Origin of the sequence: Bradyrhizobium sp. SZCCHNS1022 (assembly GCF_032484835.1) — a bacterium.
In the GTDB taxonomy this organism is placed as follows: Bacteria; Pseudomonadota; Alphaproteobacteria; order Rhizobiales; family Xanthobacteraceae; genus Bradyrhizobium.
Genome location: NZ_JAUETT010000001.1, coordinates 2,698,860 through 2,718,508 on the forward strand (window position 1 = coordinate 2,698,860; position 19,649 = coordinate 2,718,508).

Below are 19,649 nucleotides of genomic sequence, written 5' to 3' on the forward strand. Positions count from 1 at the left end.
AGCGGCGGGCGGTTCGCGAAACGCAGGATGGAATGACGGTCACCGGTCCGAAGCTCGTCAAGCTGGACGGCGTCGAAAAGTATTTCGGCGCCGTCCGCGCGCTGGGTGGCGTCGATCTCGCGCTCGACCAGGGCGAATGCCTCGGGTTGGTCGGGCACAATGGTGCAGGCAAATCGACCCTGATGCATGTCCTAGCGGGCACCGCCGTTGCAGATCGCGGGCAGCTGGCGATCCTGGGCGAGGAGCCCACGGGCTATTCGCCCGGGCTGGCGAAGAAGCTCGGGGTCCGCTGCGTCTTCCAGGAGCTTTCGCTCTGCCCCAACCTGACGGTCGCCGAGAACACCCGCGTCTTCCATCCTTCGTTGACCGGCTTCAACTGGCGTCGCAAGGCCGGTCGGCTGATCCTCGAGAAGCTCGACGCCATTTTCCCGGCGCACGGCGTCAGTGCCTCTGACCTGGTACAGGACCTTCCGATCGGGCGGCGTCAAATGGTCGAGGTCGCGCGCGCCTTCACCGCGACCGACGAGCCGGTGCGGCTGATCATCCTCGACGAGCCGACGTCGTCACTCGATGTCCACACCGCGGGGCAACTGCTCGCCTTTATGCGCCGTGCCGTCGCCGAGGGTGTGAGCTTCATCTTCATTTCGCACCTGCTGGGCGAGGTGCTCGAGAATTGCGATCGCATCGTGGTGATGCGCGATGGCCGGACGGTTGCCGACGCCGCCGCGACGACGTTCGATCGCGACGGGTTGGTCGCGGCCATGGGCGACGTCGAGATTCACGGCCGCGAGGCGCGGAGCGGCAACGGGCGTGTCCGCGGCCGGTCGCCCCTCCGCGTCCGCGCCCGCCCCAAGCGACAGAGCGGCATTGCCGAGCTCGTTGCGCATGAGGGCGAGATCATCGGCCTTGCCGGCCTCGCCGGCCATGGCCAGACGGACCTGCTGCTCGGCGTATATTCGGCTGCAACGCGTGCTCAGGCGGGCACGGAGGTCACGGCCAGCGTGGCCTTTGTCGCCGGGGATCGCCAGGCGGACGGTGTGTTCCCGCTCTGGTCGATTGCCGAGAATATCGGGGTGCGTTCCCTCGCCAGCCTACGCCAGGGCCTCTTGATTTCGCCGCGGCGCGAGGACGAACTGGCCAACGTCTGGCGCGACAAGATCGGAATCCGGACGCCCGACGTTCACCACAACATTCTCTCGCTGTCCGGCGGCAATCAGCAGAAGGCGCTGTTCGCCCGCGCGCTCGGTTCGGACGCGCGCATCGTGCTGATGGACGATCCGATGCGTGGCGTCGACGTCGGCACCAAGCTTGAGGTCTACGATCTGATCCGCGAAGAGGCGGACCGGGGGCGGACTTTCCTCTGGTACACGACCGAAACCGACGAATTGAAGCAATGCGACCATGTCTATGTCTTTCGCAACGGCGCGATCGTCGCCGACCTGACCAGCGACGAGGTGACCGAGCAGAAGGTCATCCAGTCCTCCTTCGCGGAGGCGAACTGAGGCCATGAGCGGAGCAAGCGTCGTAGCGAAGGAGGCCGCGCGCGTCCTCGGGAGCGGTAGCACACCGCGGCTCCTGCGGGCATTGCTGCCCGCATTGTCGCTCGCGCTGGTGCTGCTGGCGATCAGCTACCTCAATCCGCGTGCGATCAGCTATTTCGGCTTCACGCTGATGCTCAACCTTGCGGTCCCGATCGCGCTTGCGACGATCGCGCAGATGTTCGTCATCGCCGGTAACGAACTGGACCTGTCGATCGGCGCCTTCGTCGGCTTTGTCGGCTGCGTCACCGCGACGTGGCTGCGCGACGCCCCCCTGATGGGAGTTCTCGTGCTGCTTGGCTGCATTGCGACCTATGCAGGACTTGGAGCATTGATCTATCTGCGCAATCTGCCCTCGATCGTGGTGACGCTCGGCATGAGCTTCGTCTGGCAGGGGCTTGCCATCCTGGTGCTGCCGAAGCCCGGTGGCAAAGCGCCTGACTGGCTGCTCGCCATCATGAGCGTCAAGCCGCCTCTCGTCCCGTTTCCGATCCTGGCCGCGGCTCTGATCGCCGCGCTCGCTTATGTCGGCCTGATGCGGACATCCTACGGCGCCATCCTGCGCGGCTCCGGCGGCAACGCGGTCGCGATCGGCCGCGCCGGCTGGTCGCTGCTGAAGGCCAAGATGGCACTGTTCGCATGCACTGGCCTGTTCGGCGTGCTGTCGGGGCTCGCGCTGATCGGCATCACCACCTCGGCCGATGCAAATATCGGCAACGGCTACACGCTGCTGTCGATTGCCGGAGTCATCCTCGGCGGCGGCGAATTCGTCGGCGGCCGGGTCTCGCCGATCGGCGCTGTCATCGGCGCGCTCACCCTGGCGCTTGCCGCGTCCCCGCTGCTCACCTTCATGCATATCCCGCCGGATTGGCAGGTCGCCGCCAACGGCGCCATTCTGATTGTCGTGCTCGCCGCGCGCGTCCTGATCAGCCGAAGGGAGGCGGAGCGATGAAGGGGACGCTCACCAGAGCTTTCGCCAGACCCTGGATCTGGTCGTTCGCCGGAGCGCTCGCGGTTTGGCTGGCGGCCGTCGTCTTCACCGGCGGCTATGGCGCCGGCGGCATGCTGACCGCGGCGCTCTCGCTCGCCGTGTTCACGGTCATCGTGGGCGTCGGCCAGATGTTTGTCATCACGCTTGGCCCTGGGAATGTCGATCTATCGTTGCCGGCCAATATCGGGCTTGCCAGCGCGGTGGCGATGACGGTGATGGCCGGCGACGACGGCCGCATCGCTCTCGGGCTTGCCGCCGCGCTGGCGTGTGGTCTGGCGATCGGAACGGCCAACTATCTGCTGATCTGGGCCTTGCGGATTCCGCCGATCATCGCGACGCTGTCCGCCAGCTTCGTCATCCAGTCGATCGACATCAGCTATGGCCGCGGGCTGCAGATCAAGCCGCCGCCGGGCTTTGCGGATTTCACCAACATCCAGCTCTTCGGGATTCCGATCCTGGCTGGTCTCACCGTGCTGTTCACGATCGCCGCGGGGCTTGCGCTGCAGCGCACGGTGTTCGGCCGCTCCGTGCTGGCGATCGGACAGAACATGCGAGCCGCGCGGCTGGCTGGTATCAGCGTCAACCGGGTGCGCTTTGCCGCCTATGCGCTGTCAGGAATGCTGGGCGGCATCGACGGCGCGCTGCTGGCCGGCTATTTCCGCGGCGCCAACGTCGATATCGGTAACGAATATCTCTTGGCCTCGATCGCGGTCGTCGTGATCGGCGGCACCTCCGTCGCCGGCGGCAAGGCCAATGTCCCCGGCCTCTGGGGTGCGGCGCTGTTCCTGGTGCTGCTGCTCACAATGCTCAACACCTTCGGCGTCAGCGCCGGCGTCCGCCTGGTGCTGACTGGTCTCGTGATCGTGGCGGTCATCACCGCGGCGGGCGGGGCGGAAGCGGCACGGTGAATGTTTGTCCAAGGCCTCCCGGACAGGTGTGCTGCGGCTTTCTGAAGCATGACACGAGCTGGCGCATGTGCTGATAACGTCGCAGACGACGGCTATCGGCAGCCAAGTGAAGAGGCGCGAGAGTATGCTCTGGAAAAAACTTCAGCAGTTAGTCGTACTCTTGTTCGCTATCTTCTTAGGCTTTTATGGAGCATATAATCTGCTGGAATGGTACTCAACCGGTGAGCACTGGGCTAACTTCAGAAGCAGGGGTGATCCAAACAACTACACGCGCATAACGTTCGCAGATCACCCGTTGAATTTGGCCAGTTTAATCGCGATCGACGCGGCTTTCGTGGCGGGGGCATGCTGGGCGGGCATTGTCTTGATCCGGTTGGTGCGGTCGATGTTTCAGGGCGTCACAGATAAAACGCAATGACCGTACTTGGCGTTCTGCGACATCTGTCGATGCCCGCGTTGTCCTGCTCTTCACCGGTAGGGCGGACATCGCGCGTTTACGAATGCGCGGCGCTGTCTAGCGCGTTCTGCATCGCCTTGATCGCGGCTCTGTTGGCCCATGACCTCGTTGACCTTTGTCGACATCGACTGCGAATCGCAGGGCAAAATTCCAAGTTATCGAACAGGCATGTTGGGGATGGACCGCAGTAGAAGACACGCCGTCAGCTCTAGGGATGTCCACTGACTGTCACGGCCGACGCCGTCTGCTCCGCAATCTCGTCGGCTCGCCAGCACCGGACCGTATGTCCATCGGGACGCGTCTCAAGCGGTGGGCCAGGCTCGCGATGGCACGCGGCCTCCGCGTAAAGACAGCGCGGGCTGAACGCACATCCATCCGGAGGATTGAGGGGATTGGGAAGCTCGCCCTTTGTCGTTGTGAGCGGTGCGCGACGGAACGGATCGGGAATGGCGCCGATAAGCGTTCGCGTATAGGGGTGTGCCGGCCGTTCGAAGATGTCGCGCCAGTCGCCGGTCTCCACCATGCGTCCGAGATACATGACGGCGACCCTGTCGCTCATATGCTCGACCACGCCGAGGTCATGGCTGATCATGATATAGGAGAGGCCGAGGGTCTCCTTCAATTCCAGCAGCAGGTTGATGATCTGGGCGCGGATCGAGACATCGAGCGCTGATACGGGTTCGTCGCAGATGACGATCCTGGGATTGAGGATCAGCGCGCGCGCAATGCCGATACGCTGGCGCTGGCCGCCGGAGAATTCATGCGGATAGCGGTCGGCCTGTTCGGGCCGCAAGCCGACATGCCGCAACATCGTCGCAACGCGATCCTCGATCTCGCTTGCGGCGGTCACGCCATGCACGCGCAACGGGCCTGCAAGCGTGCGACGAACGGTCTGGCGTGGATTGAGCGAAGCGTAGGGATCCTGAAAGACCATTTGCACGATCCGGGCCAACGTCCTTCGCTCGCGGGAGCGCCGGCCGGCCACGACCTGTCCGTCCACCACGATACGGCCGCGCGTAGGCCGCAGCAGACCAAGCATTGAAAGTGCGACGGTCGACTTGCCGGAGCCGGACTCGCCGACCAGGCTGAGGCATTCGCCTCGCTTCAGCTTGAGATCGACACCGTCGACGGCACGCAACAGCCGCCGGCCGCGGCCCAGCAACCCGCCACCCACGGGAAAATGAACCGCGAGATCCTCGACGCTGAGAATGACGTCGTCGTCCGGCCTTCGCTGGGGGTCATGCATGGTGATGACACCTGACCAGACCGCCGGCCTCCAGCAGCGACGTCTCCGGCGCGCAGGTCCGGCAGATATCGGTCGCTTGGGCACAGCGCGGATTGAACCGGCACCCGTCGGGGAAGCTCGTGATGGCCGGGACCACGCCCGCGATTTCCTTGAGCCGCGTCCGGCCAAGCGCAGCGCGACTGCCCAGCCGCGGCAGCGAGTCGATCAGGCCTTGCGTATAGGGGTGGGAGGGCGTCCGGAAAATGTCCGCCGAGCCGCGCTCCTCGACGATGCGGCCAGCATACATGACGGCAACGCGGCGACACACATTGGCGACCAGGCCGAGATCGTGGCTGATCATCAGGATCGCCGTTCCTTTCTCGGCGCATAAAGTCCGCATCAGCTCGATGATCTCAGCCTGCACGGTGACGTCGAGCGCGGTCGTGGGCTCGTCGGCGATCAGAAGATCCGGGCCGCATGCGAGTGCGATGGCAATCATCACGCGCTGGCGCATGCCGCCCGAAAGCTGGTGCGGGTAATCCTTCACGCGTCGCTCGGGCGCGGGGATGCGGACGCTCGCCAGCGCCTCGACCGCCAGCTCGTTGGCGTCCCGCCAGCTCTTGCCCTTGTGCAGCACGAACATTTCGGCAATCTGCCGGCCGACCGGTGAGACCGGGTTCAGCGCCGTCATCGGCTCCTGGAAGATCATGGCGATGCGATTGCCGCGCAGCGCCCGTTGCGCGGCGGCTGGAAGTCTCTGGATTTCTCGCCCGTCAAAGCGGATGACGCCGCCGCCGATCGACAAGGGGGGCCGCAACAGGCCGATCAAAGCGAGCGCCGTGATGCTCTTGCCGCAGCCGGATTCGCCGACAAGGCCGAACGTCTCGCCGCGGTCGATGCGGAACGAAACACCCTCCACGGCGGGAGACTGGCTCGCCCCTTGGTCGAGATCGATGCGCAGGTCCTCGATGTCGATCAGCGGCGCGCCCGTCATGTCCGCCGGCTCCGCGATTGTGGATCGAGAATGTCGCGCAGGCCATCGCCGAGCAGGTTCAGGCCGAGCACCGTCAGGAAGATGGCGAGGCCCGGAAAGACCGAGAGCCACGGCGCCGTCGTGATCTGGTCGCGGGCTTCTGACAACATGCTGCCCCAGCTTGGGTAGGGCGGGCGGACACCGAGGCCGAGGAATGAAAGTGAGGCTTCGGACAGCACCGCACTGCCCATGCCGAGCGTGCCGATGACGATGATGGGTCCCAGCATGTTCGGGAGCAGTTGCGTGATCATGATGCGCAAATCCCCGTAGCCGAGCACGGTTGCAGCCTGCACATAACCCTGGCTCTTGAGCGAGAGCGCGGACGCCCGTGCGATCCGGCAGGTGAACGACCAGTTGGTCAGCCCGAGGGCGATGAGCAGGCTGGTCAGGCCGGGTCCAAGCACCGCCATGATGGCGAGCGCGAAGATCAGCGAGGGGATCGCGAGCATGAGATTGGTCAGGCCGTTGACGACATCGTCCCACCAGCCGCCCCAATAGCCGGCGCTCAGGCCCAGTCCCACGCCGATGACGCTGTTGATCAGCTGCGAGACGATGCCGACCGTCAGCGAGACACGCGCGCCGTACACGACGCGGGAATAGATGTCGCGGCCCTGGCCGTCGGTCCCGAACCACCAGAGCCAGCTCGGGGCCTCTTCCGCATTCATCAGGTTGGCGTCCAGGACCGGGTCCGTGTGCGCCAGCCAGGGCGCGAGCAGGCCGACGAGGACCGCAAGCGCGAACAACGCCCCGCCGATGATGAGATTGGTACGGAGCTTCATGCGTATCTGATCCTGGGATCGATCACGCCATAGAGCAGGTCGATCAGCAAGTTGATCGCGAGGAAGAACAGCACCACCACCAGAATAGAGCCCTGGACAGCCGGAATGTCGCGCTGCAGGACGCTGTCGACGAGCAGCGAGCCGATGCCCGGCCACGAGAACAATTTCTCGACGACGACCGCCTGTCCCATCAACGCGCCGAATTGCAGGCTGGTCGTCGTGAGAATCAGGACAAGCGCGTTGCGCATCACGTGCCACTTCACGACCCGGGTCTCGCTCATGCCCTTCGAGCGCGCGGTGCGGACAAAATCGGCGGTCATGATCTCGAGGACCGCAGCGCGCGTTGTCCGGGCCAGCAGCGCCATCGGCGAGACGCCGAGGGTCATTGCCGGCAAGATCAGATATTTGAGGCTGCCGTCGCCATAGCCAAAACTCGGCAGCCAGCCGAACTTCAACGCGAACAGGTACATCAGCAGCAGCCCGAGCCAGAATTTGGCCATCGAAAGCCCCGACACCGCCAGGACCATCGCGGCCGTGTCGACGAGACTGCCCGGCCGCAAGGCCGCGACGAAGCCGAGCGGCACGCCGACGACGGTCGCAAACGCCATGGCTGCGAATATCAGTTTCAGCGTCGGCCCCATCCGCTTTGCGATCATGGTCGTGACCGGCTCGTGCGTCCGGAACGAGGTTCCGAGATCACCGGCCGCGAGACCGGCGATGTAGCCGCCGAAGCGGATATAGACGGGCTGGTCGAGGCCGAGCTGTTTCTTCATGCGCGCCTCGACCTGCGGATCGCCGTCGTCGCTCATCGTCGAGACGATGCTGCCGGGAACGACGCTGAACAGCGCAAAGACCAGCAGCGCGACAGCGAGCACGGTCGGAATGGCTTGCAGGATTCGGCGAATCAGGAAGGAGAGCATCGACATTTTTCCTGCCTCCCTCCATCGTTGGTTGCGCTGGAGGGAGCGCGTGAGCGCGGGTCACTTCGCGGGCGAGGTCTCGTCGACCCAGAGCTCCTCGACGTTCTGATGCGTCAACTCCGTCGGATTCAACTGAATCCCCTTGAGCCACGGCTGCACGGCCATGACCGCTTTGTTGTAGTTGAAGAACCAGATCGGCGCCTCGTCATAGAGCAGGGCATTGGCCTTTTGCAGCAGTTCGGTGCGCTTCGCGGAATCGTCGGTCTGCCCGGCTTCATCGAGCAGCTTGTCAAAGTCGGCATTTTTGAAGCTCATGTAGTTGCAGGCCGATGGTGGCGTCGATGAGTGAAAGCACTTGAGCGCGGCCTGGGGATCCGGGCCAGTCGCCTGCGAATAGATGAAGGCCTGGTAGTCGCCGGTGCGAACGACCTCCGCCAGCACCGCGGTCTCGACCTGCTTGACCTTCACCTTGATACCCACCTTGTCGAGCATCGGGATGACGGCCGTGACGATCGGCAAGCCCCAGCTTTCATTCTGGCTGGTGGTCCATTCGAATTCAAAGCCCGTGGGATAGCCCGCGTCGGCGAGCAGCTGCTTGGCCTTGGCGGGGTCGTAGGCATAGGGCTTCATGGTCTTATCGTAGAGAGGAGAGGTCAGCGGCAGCCAGCTGGTGGCGCGATAGGCCTTGCCCTTGACCAGCTTGTTGATGATCAGGTCCGTATCGATCGCATAATTGATCGCCTGCCGGACGCGCTTGTCAGCGAACGGCTTGAATGCAGGATTCATGCCCATGTAGCGCGTGAAGACCTCGGCGACCTCGACGATGGTGCCCTTGAGATCGGGGTCGGCCTGATAGGCGACATACTGTGCGGGCCCCAGCACCGAGGTATCGATCTCCTTGTTGCGGAAGGCGACATCGCGTGCCGCGGCCTCGCCCATGATCGACACGATGAGGCGGTCGGCGTAGGGCTTGCCCGGCTTGTAGAACCGGTCCCATCGCTCGAGGACGATGCGCGATCCCGGCACGTGCTCGACGAACTTGAATGGTCCAAGGCCGATCGGATGCTGGATGAAGTCCTCCTTGGCGCCCTCGTCGGCGGGATAGATCGACGTGAGCGCGGTGAAGAAGTAGAAGCCCGGATCGACTTTCTCGGTCAGCTTCATTTCGAGCGTGAAGTCGTCGATCTTCCTCAGGCCCGAGATCTCCTTGGCTTGCCCTTTCTCGACCGCGGCCGCGCCTTCGATGATGCGGACGAAACGCGCGCCGGGATAGGCCTTGCTGCCGTCCATGATGCGCGTGTAGGACCAGATGATGTCGTCGGCCGTCATCTTCCGGCCATTGTGGAAATAAGCGTCGTCGCGCAGCTTGAAGATGTGAACGAGACCGCCATCCGAGACGGTGTCCTCCTTGGCCAGCTCCAAGACCGGCCTGCCTTCAGCGGAATTCCAGATGTAGAGCGACCGATGCAGAGCTTTGGCATAGATCTCGTCCTGGGCGCGCTGGGTCGTATGAATGTCCATGCTGGTGAAGCTTGAGCCGTAGGGCGCCGTCATCCGGATGGTCCCGCCCCGGTGCGGTGTCTGGGCCTCCGCCATGACCGAGAGTGCCAGTCCCAAACCGGCCACAATCGCGATCCTCTTGAGCATCATCTCTTCCCCAACGCTGCAGGAACACTCCGATCAAGAGTTGACCACTCGCAGCGCATCTGGCGCAAGGGGGACGTTCTGAATTCGTCGAGCCAGAGTTCTGGCAAGAGCGGCTCAGCATATAAAAAGCGCTCGGTGCACAAATGACCGTCGCTGGTCCTCGCCGGTGCAACGAGCTCATCGCTCGCTGGTCATGGGAATATTCCTGTCTTGAGTGAAGCTTGTCTTGGATGAAGCTTGCGACTTCTCGTCTCAGGACAGGATACTTTGTTGCTCATCTTTCCGGCACTGCTGCCGCGTTCAGTCCCTTGGCCCCTTCTGCGACATCGAGCAAAGTCCGCGTTCGTGCTGCTCTTATGGGACGAACATGGCGCGTTTTTGAGCGCGCCGTCTAGCGCGTCGCCGTAGCGGCAGGCGCGGCTTGCGCCCGCGGCGTGCCGCGCATGCGGGCCAACAGCTCCGCGGTCGGCCAGGAATCCGCCGGCAGGCCGTACTTCACCTGCACCGCCTTGATCGCGGTGCGGCTCTGCTGTCCGAGCACGCCATCGACCTTGCCGACAAGGCCAGTGATTGAACTCAGCCGCTTCGCTGAACACTGAGCATTCGTTGATCTAAATCAACAGCAAGGAGCTTGGAGTTTTGCAATCTTAAATTGTGTAGGGGCGCTACACGGAAAATGTACGGCGCTGCTGCCTCGACGCTGGCAACACTCTTTTCCAACTGCACGCTTTCGCCCTTGTCGCCTCGGAATTCTTGCCGCTGACGAGTCCCGTTCAAGAGATGCGTGAACCGTGTGCCAGGGGCGCCGCCGCTTAAGAACGGGAGCCGATCGATGTCGCTGCCAAAATTCTTCTCCAAACAGTTCCGCGAAGAGATGCTTTGCCATCCCGTCTGGCTGCCGGGCGAAGGCATAGTGCCGGGCGATATCGGCGTGATGCGCGACGGCATCTTCATGCGTGAGGGCAATTTCTCTGATTATACGGCGGTCACGGCGAACATCGTCGAGGAGGAAATCCCAGTCTCTTCCAAGAGCAAGTTCTCGGTCGGCGTCACCGTCTCGCTCGGGCTCGGCGCCGAGGCGAAGATTGACCCGAATGCGAAGATCGGTGGCAAGCTCAGCATCGGGCGCGGCGGTGGCGTGGTGCTGCACATCCCCAATCAGCGCCGGCGCTATATCAGCAACCTGCGCGAGGTACTACGCGCGCTCCCGTGGGGCGGCAAGGATTTCGGCGAAGATACCGTACTGGTTTCGGAGGTCCGGTTGGCAAAGGCGATCGCGCTGGTGCTGTCAGAGACCGGTGACACCAGCGTCGATCTCACCGGCAAGGCGGTGGCACTGCAAGCGCTGGATATCGCCGACGCCTCGATCTCGTTCGGTGCGACTTCGGCTGCGTCCTACACGACCTCGATAGGCGATCCGCAGGGCCAGGCCTTCTATCCCTACGGCCTGCTCCTCTACAAGGCGCGTACCGGCTTTTTTCAGGACGGCAAGGTCGTGCCACTCGAAGCGGCGCCCGGGACAGATGCCGACATGGCACCGTTCGAGGAGGTCTCGCCCTATGACGAAGAGCTTTGAGCCGGCGCTCCAATATGCGGGCGCGGCGGCCGAGGCGCTGATCGCCGGTTACGACCGCTCCAGCGGAAGTTGGGCCTTTCCGCGCTTGGGCCCGTTCTGGGATGCGGTCGCCGAGGTGCATCGACGCGGACAGCGCGGTTTTGGGCGGCGCATCGCGATCCTTGATTCGGCGTTCGACCTTTCGGTGCCCGTGCTCGCGCACGATGCGGCGGCGTGCCTGCCCAACCGCTCTGGCGCCGACCTGTCGCACGGCACTGCGGTCGCGCTGCTGGTGCGCACCGTCGCCCCCGAAGCCACGCTCGACCTCTATGCGATCGGCGGTCCTGGCGGGCCGGATCGTCACGCCGTTCGCTCCGCGCTGCGCAAGGTCGCCGCCTCAGACGCGACGGTGTTGTGCATGAGCTTCGGGGTGCCCGTGCCCATCGCTGACGTCACGCTGGTGGCCGACGCGCGGCGGTTGCTAGCAGCTCGGCCGCGGCAATGCCCCATACCCTCAGGCTGCCTGTGCGAGGCGGTCGGGTCTGTGGGGGATCGCGCGGTGTTCGCCGCGGTCGGGAATGACGCCGGCAGCCTGTTCTGCCCGGCCATGGCGCAAGCCGCCAGCGCGATCGGCTTCCAGCTCGAACGGCGCATCCCCGATCCCGAGCGCGGCGAAAGCGCCTGGGCGTCCCCGCCGAGCGGCTACAGCCAGTCGGACGCCGCCGACTACACGCTGATTCAGCCCGAGGGCGCGCTCGGTAGCAGCTTCGCAACACCCCTCATCGCTGGGGCCGCGGCCTTGCAGGAGGATTCCGCGGCGATTGCGTCAATGCAGAGAGCGTGTCACCTGGGAGCAGTGGCCGACATGTTGCTCGCTGCCTATCGTTCGAAGCGCCTCACCGACCCCGCTGAACTGGCGCCCGCGCTTGCGTTATACAAGGAGGCCCTCGCCACGTTTCCGCATCAGGCGGTTCTACGGGACGGCGCGCATTGGTGCGTAGGGTGTGCGCTGTACGGCGGTACGCTTTTCGTCAATGCAGGCTTGGCGCATCTCGAAGCGGACGATCTATCGAGCGCCGAGTCGCTTCTCCGGATCGCACGTCATATTGCGCCGCGTAGTGCGGACGCTGCCGCCAACCTGGCGACTTGTCTGATGCTACGCGCCGAAGCGATGGCCCACCGTGCCGGCATGCCGCTCTTGCGCGAGGCGGTTGCCGCTTTTGACGAGGCAATCGGGCTGCGCCCCGGCTATCGCGGCTACGACGCCGCGCGGGCACGTGCGACGGCGATGCTAGCGTCGTATGGCGGTCCTGAAAACCCACCGCCCGCCATCTTGCCGTGAAATGTCGAGGATCTTGTCGGTGACACGATCCCTACTGCCGCGGTGCTGCCGGTCGATCTGAACGATAGGAGCCGCAGAGGCGGCTCATGCGTTGGTTCTAGCGCGTTGCGGTGGCGGAGGCAGGCGCGGCTTGCGCCCGCGGCGTGCCGCGCATGCGGGCCAACAGCTCCGCGGTCGGCCAGGAATCCGCCGGCAGGCCGTACTTCACCTGCATCGCCTTGATCGCGATGCGGCTCTGCTGTCCGAGCACGCCATCGACCTTGCCGACATCGTAGCCGGCGCGGACCAGGAGCTGCTGCAATTCCTTGATCTCGTTGAACGGCAGTTGCACCACCGGCCCCGTAGCCTTTCGCATCGGCGGCGCGCCGGCGATGCGGGTGGCGAGATAGGCCGCCGTGGTCGAGTAGATCAGCGAGTTGTTCCACTCGGTGTAGGCGGCGAAATTCGCGTAGGCCAGGAAGGCTGGGCCGTTCCGCCCCATCGGCAGCAGCACCGAGGCTTCGAGCGCATCGTTCGGCAGCGGTCGCCCATCGGGATAGGTGATGCCGAGGCTATTCCATTTGCTGCGCGGCGCCTTGACGGTGAGGTCGGCCTGGTCCCAGGGGAAGCTCTGCGGCACCCTGATCTCTTCGAGCCAGGGGTCGCCGCGACGCCATTTCAGCCCCGTCGCGATGTAGTTCGCGGTCGAGCCGATCACATCGGGCGCGCTGCGCAACAGGTTGCGCCTTCCGTCGCCGTCATAGTCCACCGCGTAAGTGACGTAATGCGTCGGCAGGAACTGCGTCTGGCCGAGCTCACCGGCCCAGGAGCCGATCATCTCGGACGGCGACAGATCGCCGCGGTCGATGATCTTCAGCGCGGCGATGGTCTCGTTCTGGAAGCGCTCGGACCGGCGGCAGTCATAGGCCAGCGACACCAGCGAGGGCAGCACCGGGAGCTTGCCCATGTTGGCGCCGAAGTCGCTCTCCAGGCCCCAGAACGCGGCGATCACCGCCGGCGGCACGCCATACTCCTTCTCGGCGCGGGCGAAGGCGGCGGCATAGGTGCGGATGTGCTGCTGGCCGTTCTGCATCCGGTAGTTCGCCGCCATGCGGCCGGCGAATTCGGTGAACAGCTGGCCGAACACGCGCTGGCCGCGGTCGCGGTTGACGATGCCCTGGTCGTAAGTGAGATAGGGCGAGGCTTCCGCGATCGCCCGCTGCGACACGCCCTCGGCGACCGCGCGCTGTTTCAGCTCGGCGAGGAATTGAGCAAAGCTCTGGCCGTTATGGCAGGCCGCCGCGCGCGGCGAGGGCGCTGCGGCACGATGTACGGCCGCGGCAGCCGGGCCGGGAGCCGGGGCGAATTGCGCCGATGCTGCGAAGGGCAGGGCGAGCGATGCTGCGACGGCGGTGAACATGGCTCGCAGAGCGGACGAGAAGCTTCGCATTCGGTCTCACTGATCGCAGGTTAGTCCTTGTGAAACCACAGATATCCGAACCGCGGCGAAAAGGGAAATCGCAAAAGGCGGGCCGCAAAGTCCATGGGCCGCCTGTCTCGCCGACAGGAGGCCCCCTTGGGGTCGGCAAATCGCCGCCTGTCTCATCGCGCCAGCGGCCGACGCGCAGTCTCCGGCGCCAGTGCGATGAAGGGCAGGCCGACGAGATAGATCAGCGACAGCACGGAGATCGCCAGTGGGAAGCTGCCGGTCGCGGCCGCGAGCATGCCGATCAGGGTCGGGCCGGCCGCGCCGAGGATGCGGCCCAGGCTGAACGCGAAGCCTGAGCCTGCGCCGCGCAGCATCGACGGGAACATCTCCGGCAGCCAGATCGTGAACAGGCCGAACACGCCATTGGTGAAGAAGCCGAGCACCGGCAGAGCGATAAAGAAGAGCGTCAGGCTGTCGAGACGGGCGATCGCGACTTCGTAGGCGACGACCACCGAGATCAGCGCACCGACGAAGAACAGCACGGCCGTCTTGCGGCGGCTGCCGAGGCGCTCGGTGATGGCGGGCATCAGCAGGCAGCCGAGCAGGGTGCCGACATTGGTGACGAGACCGGCGACGGCTCCCATGGCCTGCGCATGCGCGTGTGTGGCGCCGGCCGATGTCAGCTTGGTGATGATGACAGTGGGTGCCCAGAAATTCGAGGACCATAGGCCGAAGATGATGCAGGCCATCATCATCGCCGCGGCCCAGGTCGTCTGCGCCTGGCCGGGCGCGAACAGCGCCGTGACGGATTGCTGGCTCGGGTCGAGCGGTCGCGAGCGCTGCGGTTCGGGGACGTTGAAGCGCAGATAGGCAATCAGCAGAGCCGGCAGGATGCCGAGGAGGAACATGCCGCGCCAACCCAGCGTTCCGGCCGCCCCGAGCGCGACCAGTGCCGCCAGGAACAATCCCGTTGGCGTCGCCGTATGCAGCCAGCCCGCGTACCGCACGCGGGTCTCTTCCGGCACGGATTCATGCAGCAGCGGCGTGCCGGCGGCCCATTCCCCGCCGATGCCGAAGCCGGCGATGAAGCGGAAGATCGCGAACATCACGATGCCGGTGGAGAGGCCGCATAATGCGGTGAACAGCGAATAGACCAGCACCGTCCAGCACATGATGCGGACGCGACCGTAGCGGTCGGCAGCCCAGCCCCACACCATCGAGCAGGCCCAGCCCAGCATGAAGATCGAGAACAGGATGCCGCCATACAGTCCGATATTGGCAGGGCTCACGGCGATCCCGCTGGCCGGCAGCAGTTCGCTCAGCGCGGCGACCAGGACATAGCCGTAGATCGAGGAATCGAAGCCGTCGAGCATCCATCCGAGCCATGTGACCCAGAAGATCTTGCGGGGCGAAACGGCAGATGGTGCCGTAGCCGCAGACGCGGCGACGCCGGTGATGGTCATGTCTCCTCCCTGGAGCACTTTGTTGTTTGTGGGAGGAGTATGACTGGCTTTACGCGGCGCGACACCCGTCGCAAATGGAATGGAGCGTGGCGAATAGCGAATGGGGCGCAGCGAATTGGAAGAGAGTTCTTCCCTGACGCGCTACTCCCCCTTTTTCACCCCACCTGCGCCAGTGCGGCCTGTGCGTCCTCTTGAATCCGCTTCAGATGCGCGGCGTCGCGAAAGCTTTCGGCGTAGAGCTTGTTGACGTCCTCGGTGCCCGACGGGCGGGCGGCGAACCAGCCATAGTCGGTCTCGACCTTGATGCCGCCGAAGGACTGCCCGTTGCCCGGCGCCTTGGTATGCACCATGCGCACCGGATCGCCGGCGAGCTCCGTCAGGTTGAGCTTGTCCGGCGTCAGCGCCTTCAGCGCGGCCTTCTGCGGCGGCGTGGCCGGCACATCGATCCGCTCATAGACGGGCGCGCCGAGTTCAGCCGTTAGTTCCTTGTAGAGCTCGCTCGGGTCGCGGCCACGCTTGGCCATGATCTCGGCGGCGAGCAGGCCGAGGATGATGCCGTCCTTGTCGGTGGTCCACACCGTGCCGTCGCGCTTGAGGAACGAGGCACCGGCGCTTTCCTCGCCGGCGAAGCCGAACGATCCGGAGCCCAAGCCCTCCACGAACCATTTGAAGCCGACCGGCGTCTCGACCAGCTTGCGGTTCAGCTTGCGCGCGACGCGGTCGATGATCGAGGAGGAGACGACGGTCTTGCCGATCGCCGCGTCGGCGCGCCAGTTCGGCCGATGCGTGAACAGGTAGGCGATCGCGGTCGCGAGGTAATGGTTCGGGTTCATCAGCCCGCCCGTGCGGGTGACGATGCCATGGCGGTCGGCGTCGGTATCGTTGGCGAAGGCGACGTCGAACTTCTCGCGCATGCCGATCAGGCTCGCCATCGCGTAGGGCGAGGAGCAGTCCATCCGGATCTTGCCGTCCCAATCCACGGTCATGAAACGGAAGGTCGGATCGACCAGATCGTTCACGATCTCGGCGTTGATCCCGTATCGCGCGATGATCGGCTGCCAGAAATGCACGGCGGCGCCGCCGAGCGGATCGATGCCGATCCTGACGCCGGCCGATTTGATCGCGGCGAGATCGACGACATTGGCGAGGTCCTCGACATAGGGCGTGACGTAGTCGTGCAGGTGCACCGAGCCCTGCTTGCGGGCCTTCGCGTAGGTGATCCGGGAGATGCCGGCGAGCTCGTTGGCCAGATAGATGTTGGCCTGCCGCTCGATCTCGCCGGTGGCGTCGGTATCGGCCGGCCCGCCATGCGGCGGATTGTATTTGTAGCCGCCGTCCTCGGGCGGATTGTGCGACGGCGTGATGACGACGCCATCGGCGAGATGCTCCGTGCGCCCCTTGTTGTAGGAGATGATCGCGTGCGAGACGACAGGCGTCGGCGTATAGCCGCCATTGGCATCGATCATCACGTCGACGCCATTGGCGGCGAACACCTCCAGCGCGCTCGCCAGCGCCGGCTCGGCCAGCGCATGGGTGTCGATGCCGATGAAGAGAGGACCGTCCAGGCCTTGCTGGCGACGGTAGTCGCAGATCGCTTGGGTGGTGGCGAGGATGTGGTCCTCGTTGAAGCCGGTCTTCAGCGACGAGCCGCGGTGGCCCGAGGTGCCGAAGGCAACGCGCTGGGTGGGCTCGGTGGGATCGGGCTTGAGCGCGTAATAGGCCGTGATCAGCCTCGGAATGTTGGCAAGCGCGGCGCTGGTGGCGGGCTTGCCGGCGGCGGGGTCAATCTTCGGCATCGAACGTCCTTCGCAAGTTCGAAACGGCTGCAGCGGCACTTGGTTCCGCTGACGTTCTGGTAGCGCAGCGAAACAAGGCCGCGCCGTCACGTCATATGCGTGAGCTCATGAGATTACCATGGCTGGCGGCGTCCATTCGATCAACGGAAAACCACCGTGACGCGTCCGTCCGCTGTGCCATGAGGCATCATTAACCACGCCGCCGTACGGCGCCGGCCGCATAAGCCTGGACTTAACGCTTGGTCGAAAAGATTGGGGGCGTAACGCAACACGCGCGCAACGGGACCGGGTGCGTCAACAATTGGGGAGCAGCAAATGAGAGCGCTTATGATAGGCGCCCTGGCCTTGACAGTCGCTGGCTGCAGCCATTCAGCTCCGCAGCAATCCGCTGCGCCATGCGTCAATCTGAATGGCACGGCCTGTGCGCCGGAGCCGCCTGCAGGCCAGCTTGCGGGTGTGGAGCAGGGCACACAGCATCGTTCAGCCGCAGCCCGCCATGCTCCGTCTTCCAACCGCCGTGTTGCTCGACACCGGCCAGCCGTTCATCGCACGATCAAGCCCAAGGTCGCCCATGCGAGCCCGGCCGCGGAGGTTGCCAAGCCGATATCGGCCGCGACGGCCGCACCCGCTCCCCAGGTCGCCGTCCAGCCATCGCAGCCAGCCCAGCCGCAGCCAGCCCAGCCGCAGTCAGCACAGCCACAGCCAGCACAGCCGAGGCAGAGCGGTAGCGGTGAAGCACGCGCGGCCGGCATTGCCAGTCCCGACAAGGTTCAGGAGCAGGTGACGGTTGCGACAGCGCTTGCCGAGCGCATGACCGCGATTGCATCGGCAACCGCATCGGCCCAGGCGGATGACAAGACGAAGGGACGGCTTGTCGCCGTGCTGCTGGCAGGACCAACCGTCAAGGCGGTCTCGGAGCTGCGCGGCAAGGTGATCGCGATCGATGATCGCTACGTCGCCTCGAACGGGCGGATCACGACGGCCATCGCTGCGGCCGGCGCTCCGGAGGTGCTCGTGCTGGAAGGCCAGTCGACGGCCATCAGCCGGCTGACCAGTGGCGAAGTCGCCGCCGCCGTCGTCGCGCTGGTCACGCCCGAGGTCGCGGAAGCGTTTCCCAAGATCGCGGGTTTGATGTTGTTCGAGGTCCCGCTGCCCACCCGCTAGGCGTGATCACCCCGCGCGGCGTCACGTTGCGCTCGCGCTCGCCGGCTGCGGCAGCGCGACGCCTTGGACGGCGGCAAGGCCGTTCGGGAAGGATGCGGCCGATGCTGGCCGCCTCGAGCGAGTCGCCGCGCGAGACGAGCCGGAAAGTATGAAGCTGTGGTCGGAGGCGCGCGACGCCGTTCAGGCGGCTTTCTTGGAAGCCTTTTTTGTGCCCGTCTTCGTCGTCGGTTTCTTGGCTGCCTTCTTGGCCACCTTGGCATCGGCTTGCGACTCAGGGGCCTTCCGGCTCGGCTTCTCCGCCTTCTTCCCGGCGACCTTTTCAGTGGCTTTGGGCAACTCGGCGGCGGCAGCCTGGCGCATGGCGCGGGCATAGGAGTCGGCGGCATTGTCGGCCGAGAGCAGGAGCCGGCGTGCGGCCGAATTGGCCTGCTCGATGACCTCCCGCGCCAGCATCTTGTAACGTTCCTTGGCGTCCTTGTCCTTGGCCTTGACGGCCATGCCGCTGAAGCGGTCGCGCCGCTTCTTCGCCGCCGCCAGAATGGTCTTGTTCTGTTGTTTGGCCAGCTGCCGGATCACGGCATCCAGGTCGGCATCCGCCATAGTCTTCCTCAATCGTCCCTAGGAATCACAAAACACGCGTCATCACGAATCAGCCGAATTCAACGGCTGAAAGCGCGCGGGACTATGCAGTTCTGTCTCCCGATTGGCAATCGGGGGAGGGCCGTGCCGTCCGAGATGGTAAAGCAGCTGTCAGCGGACGCGATCCGCAGTCTGTTCGATGGCGTGCTTGTAAGGAAGCAAGTGCCGTGCGCGCACCGCGCGTTGAGGGGGGGCTCGCGGGTCGTCGCCGGCACAGGCCCGGCCGTGCGTGACGTCGCGGACAGGTGAACCTCGGCCGGCTTTGCGCGGGCTGCGTCATCCGTTTTCCCTCATCTATGGGTCCGGGAAGCGGACCGCGGCGAAGAAACGCCGCGCTGGGCTCGATTCGAGCTTGCGGCTCTGGATCATTCTCGACGGATACATCAGGACATGATGGGCCGATCGCTTTATCTCGACGATCATGCGCCTAAAAAACTCATTATACCTGCATTTTCAGTCGGATCACCTCTGTCCAGTCCTGCTGCGATTAGATTTCTTATTTTTAGAAATTGTGGTTCCCTGTGTCCATCACGCCGTGCAGCCGCAAGCAGGTGGTAGATTGGTTGACTGACTACCTTCTTGCTTCTTGCGCCGAGTTGTATTCACCTGCCTTAAAAGGGAGAATGACTGTGCGGTGGTTGACGTTGATCGGCTTTGCGTTGGCTCTGGCGTCGGCAGCGCTCTCATCGAAATAGCCCATCAGCGCCATTGCGTATATCGCTCCCGAATAGCCGCAGCTTCAGTTTGGATATTCAGTTGTTCGAGTCGTCGTATCCGCTAAAAT

The 19,649-nt window shown here is 64.6% G+C and carries 18 protein-coding genes; 7 read left to right on the forward strand and 11 right to left on the reverse strand.

Translation table 11 applies throughout. The annotated features are described in order from the left end of the window. The first annotated feature begins 32 nt into the window (after window positions 1-32). From QX071_RS12225 to QX071_RS12240, 4 genes are all read left to right on the forward strand, one after another. Entirely contained in the window at window positions 33-1,502 is a 1,470-nt protein-coding gene (locus QX071_RS12225) for a sugar ABC transporter ATP-binding protein (RefSeq protein WP_315706794.1), read from the forward strand. Window positions 1,503-1,506: 4 nt separating this feature from the next. After that, window positions 1,507-2,490 carry an ABC transporter permease gene (locus tag QX071_RS12230; protein WP_315706793.1) on the forward strand — a complete coding sequence of 328 codons (984 nt, stop codon included), beginning with the start codon at window positions 1,507-1,509 and terminating at the stop codon, window positions 2,488-2,490. Then, window positions 2,487-3,437, forward strand: a complete 951-nt coding sequence (locus QX071_RS12235; RefSeq protein WP_315706792.1) for an ABC transporter permease — start codon at window positions 2,487-2,489, stop codon at window positions 3,435-3,437. Before QX071_RS12230 ends, QX071_RS12235 begins: the two co-directional genes overlap by 4 nt. A 124-nt stretch (window positions 3,438-3,561) precedes the next feature. Continuing rightward, on the forward strand, window positions 3,562-3,855 hold the full coding sequence (locus QX071_RS12240) for a hypothetical protein (RefSeq protein WP_315706791.1): 294 nt from the start codon (window positions 3,562-3,564) through the stop codon (window positions 3,853-3,855). A gap of 247 nt (window positions 3,856-4,102) precedes the next feature. On the opposite strand, the gene QX071_RS12245 is transcribed toward QX071_RS12240, so the two are convergent. The 6 genes from QX071_RS12245 to QX071_RS12270 all read right to left on the reverse strand — a co-directional run bounded on the left by QX071_RS12245 (window position 4,103) and on the right by QX071_RS12270 (window position 10,078). Next, window positions 4,103-5,140, reverse strand: coding sequence for an oligopeptide/dipeptide ABC transporter ATP-binding protein (locus QX071_RS12245; protein WP_315706790.1), 1,038 nt, complete (start codon window positions 5,138-5,140; stop codon window positions 4,103-4,105). Then, window positions 5,133-6,113, reverse strand: coding sequence for an ABC transporter ATP-binding protein (locus QX071_RS12250; protein ID WP_315706789.1), 981 nt, complete (start codon window positions 6,111-6,113; stop codon window positions 5,133-5,135). The genes QX071_RS12245 and QX071_RS12250 overlap by 8 nt, the downstream gene beginning before the upstream one ends. Then, a complete protein-coding gene (locus QX071_RS12255; protein WP_315706788.1) occupies window positions 6,110-6,931 on the reverse strand; it encodes an ABC transporter permease in 822 nt (273 codons plus the stop codon). The genes QX071_RS12250 and QX071_RS12255 overlap by 4 nt, the downstream gene beginning before the upstream one ends. Beyond that, entirely contained in the window at window positions 6,928-7,851 is a 924-nt protein-coding gene (locus QX071_RS12260) for an ABC transporter permease (protein WP_315706844.1), read from the reverse strand. Before QX071_RS12260 ends, QX071_RS12255 begins: the two co-directional genes overlap by 4 nt. A gap of 60 nt (window positions 7,852-7,911) precedes the next feature. After that, entirely contained in the window at window positions 7,912-9,501 is a 1,590-nt protein-coding gene (locus QX071_RS12265) for an ABC transporter substrate-binding protein (RefSeq protein ID WP_315706787.1), read from the reverse strand. Between the two features lie 388 nt (window positions 9,502-9,889). After that, window positions 9,890-10,078 (reverse strand): peptidoglycan-binding domain-containing protein, encoded by a 189-nt coding sequence (locus tag QX071_RS12270; protein WP_315706843.1) that lies wholly within the window; start codon window positions 10,076-10,078, stop codon window positions 9,890-9,892. Between the two features lie 252 nt (window positions 10,079-10,330). Between QX071_RS12270 and QX071_RS12275 the strand changes: the two genes are divergently transcribed. Together QX071_RS12275 and QX071_RS12280 are read left to right on the forward strand one after the other, a co-directional pair. Continuing rightward, window positions 10,331-11,074 (forward strand): hypothetical protein, encoded by a 744-nt coding sequence (locus QX071_RS12275; RefSeq protein ID WP_315706786.1) that lies wholly within the window; start codon window positions 10,331-10,333, stop codon window positions 11,072-11,074. Beyond that, the gene (locus QX071_RS12280) at window positions 11,022-12,395 is read left to right on the forward strand and encodes a hypothetical protein (protein WP_315706785.1); all 1,374 of its coding nucleotides are present in this window, start codon (window positions 11,022-11,024) and stop codon (window positions 12,393-12,395) included. The genes QX071_RS12275 and QX071_RS12280 overlap by 53 nt, the downstream gene beginning before the upstream one ends. Before the next feature lie 97 nt (window positions 12,396-12,492). Here QX071_RS12280 and QX071_RS12285 read toward each other — a convergent pair whose 3' ends face one another. The 3 genes from QX071_RS12285 to pgm form a co-directional block, all read right to left on the reverse strand. Next, the gene (locus QX071_RS12285) at window positions 12,493-13,824 is read right to left on the reverse strand and encodes a lytic murein transglycosylase (protein ID WP_409997786.1); all 1,332 of its coding nucleotides are present in this window, start codon (window positions 13,822-13,824) and stop codon (window positions 12,493-12,495) included. Window positions 13,825-13,976: 152 nt separating this feature from the next. Next, window positions 13,977-15,266, reverse strand: coding sequence for an MFS transporter (locus QX071_RS12290; protein ID WP_315706784.1), 1,290 nt, complete (start codon window positions 15,264-15,266; stop codon window positions 13,977-13,979). Between the two features lie 155 nt (window positions 15,267-15,421). Continuing rightward, on the reverse strand, window positions 15,422-17,062 hold the full coding sequence (pgm, locus tag QX071_RS12295; RefSeq protein WP_315706783.1) for a phosphoglucomutase (alpha-D-glucose-1,6-bisphosphate-dependent): 1,641 nt from the start codon (window positions 17,060-17,062) through the stop codon (window positions 15,422-15,424). 327 nt (window positions 17,063-17,389) lie between these two features. On the opposite strand from pgm, the gene QX071_RS12300 reads away from it, so the two are divergent. After that, entirely contained in the window at window positions 17,390-18,226 is an 837-nt protein-coding gene (locus QX071_RS12300) for a hypothetical protein (RefSeq protein ID WP_315706782.1), read from the forward strand. Between the two features lie 180 nt (window positions 18,227-18,406). Here QX071_RS12300 and QX071_RS12305 read toward each other — a convergent pair whose 3' ends face one another. Beyond that, window positions 18,407-18,826 (reverse strand): hypothetical protein, encoded by a 420-nt coding sequence (locus QX071_RS12305; protein ID WP_315706781.1) that lies wholly within the window; start codon window positions 18,824-18,826, stop codon window positions 18,407-18,409. Window positions 18,827-19,436: 610 nt separating this feature from the next. Next, entirely contained in the window at window positions 19,437-19,574 is a 138-nt protein-coding gene (locus QX071_RS12310) for a hypothetical protein (RefSeq protein ID WP_315706780.1), read from the reverse strand. Window positions 19,575-19,649 lie beyond the last annotated feature (75 nt).

Coding starts and splice junctions, on each gene's coding strand:
- QX071_RS12225 (WP_315706794.1), top strand. CDS start 33: ATGACGGTCACCGGTCCGAAGCTCGTCAAGCTGGACGGCGTCGAAAAG.
- QX071_RS12230 (WP_315706793.1), top strand. CDS start 1,507: ATGAGCGGAGCAAGCGTCGTAGCGAAGGAGGCCGCGCGCGTCCTCGGG.
- QX071_RS12235 (WP_315706792.1), top strand. CDS start 2,487: ATGAAGGGGACGCTCACCAGAGCTTTCGCCAGACCCTGGATCTGGTCG.
- QX071_RS12240 (WP_315706791.1), top strand. CDS start 3,562: ATGCTCTGGAAAAAACTTCAGCAGTTAGTCGTACTCTTGTTCGCTATC.
- QX071_RS12245 (WP_315706790.1), bottom strand. CDS start 5,140: ATGCATGACCCCCAGCGAAGGCCGGACGACGACGTCATTCTCAGCGTC.
- QX071_RS12250 (WP_315706789.1), bottom strand. CDS start 6,113: ATGACGGGCGCGCCGCTGATCGACATCGAGGACCTGCGCATCGATCTC.
- QX071_RS12255 (WP_315706788.1), bottom strand. CDS start 6,931: ATGAAGCTCCGTACCAATCTCATCATCGGCGGGGCGTTGTTCGCGCTT.
- QX071_RS12260 (WP_315706844.1), bottom strand. CDS start 7,851: ATGCTCTCCTTCCTGATTCGCCGAATCCTGCAAGCCATTCCGACCGTG.
- QX071_RS12265 (WP_315706787.1), bottom strand. CDS start 9,501: ATGATGCTCAAGAGGATCGCGATTGTGGCCGGTTTGGGACTGGCACTC.
- QX071_RS12275 (WP_315706786.1), top strand. CDS start 10,331: ATGTCGCTGCCAAAATTCTTCTCCAAACAGTTCCGCGAAGAGATGCTT.
- QX071_RS12280 (WP_315706785.1), top strand. CDS start 11,022: ATGCCGACATGGCACCGTTCGAGGAGGTCTCGCCCTATGACGAAGAGC.
- QX071_RS12285 (WP_409997786.1), bottom strand. CDS start 13,824: ATGCGAAGCTTCTCGTCCGCTCTGCGAGCCATGTTCACCGCCGTCGCA.
- QX071_RS12290 (WP_315706784.1), bottom strand. CDS start 15,266: ATGACCATCACCGGCGTCGCCGCGTCTGCGGCTACGGCACCATCTGCC.
- pgm (WP_315706783.1), bottom strand. CDS start 17,062: ATGCCGAAGATTGACCCCGCCGCCGGCAAGCCCGCCACCAGCGCCGCG.
- QX071_RS12300 (WP_315706782.1), top strand. CDS start 17,390: ATGATAGGCGCCCTGGCCTTGACAGTCGCTGGCTGCAGCCATTCAGCT.
- QX071_RS12305 (WP_315706781.1), bottom strand. CDS start 18,826: ATGGCGGATGCCGACCTGGATGCCGTGATCCGGCAGCTGGCCAAACAA.
- QX071_RS12310 (WP_315706780.1), bottom strand. CDS start 19,574: ATGGCGCTGATGGGCTATTTCGATGAGAGCGCTGCCGACGCCAGAGCC.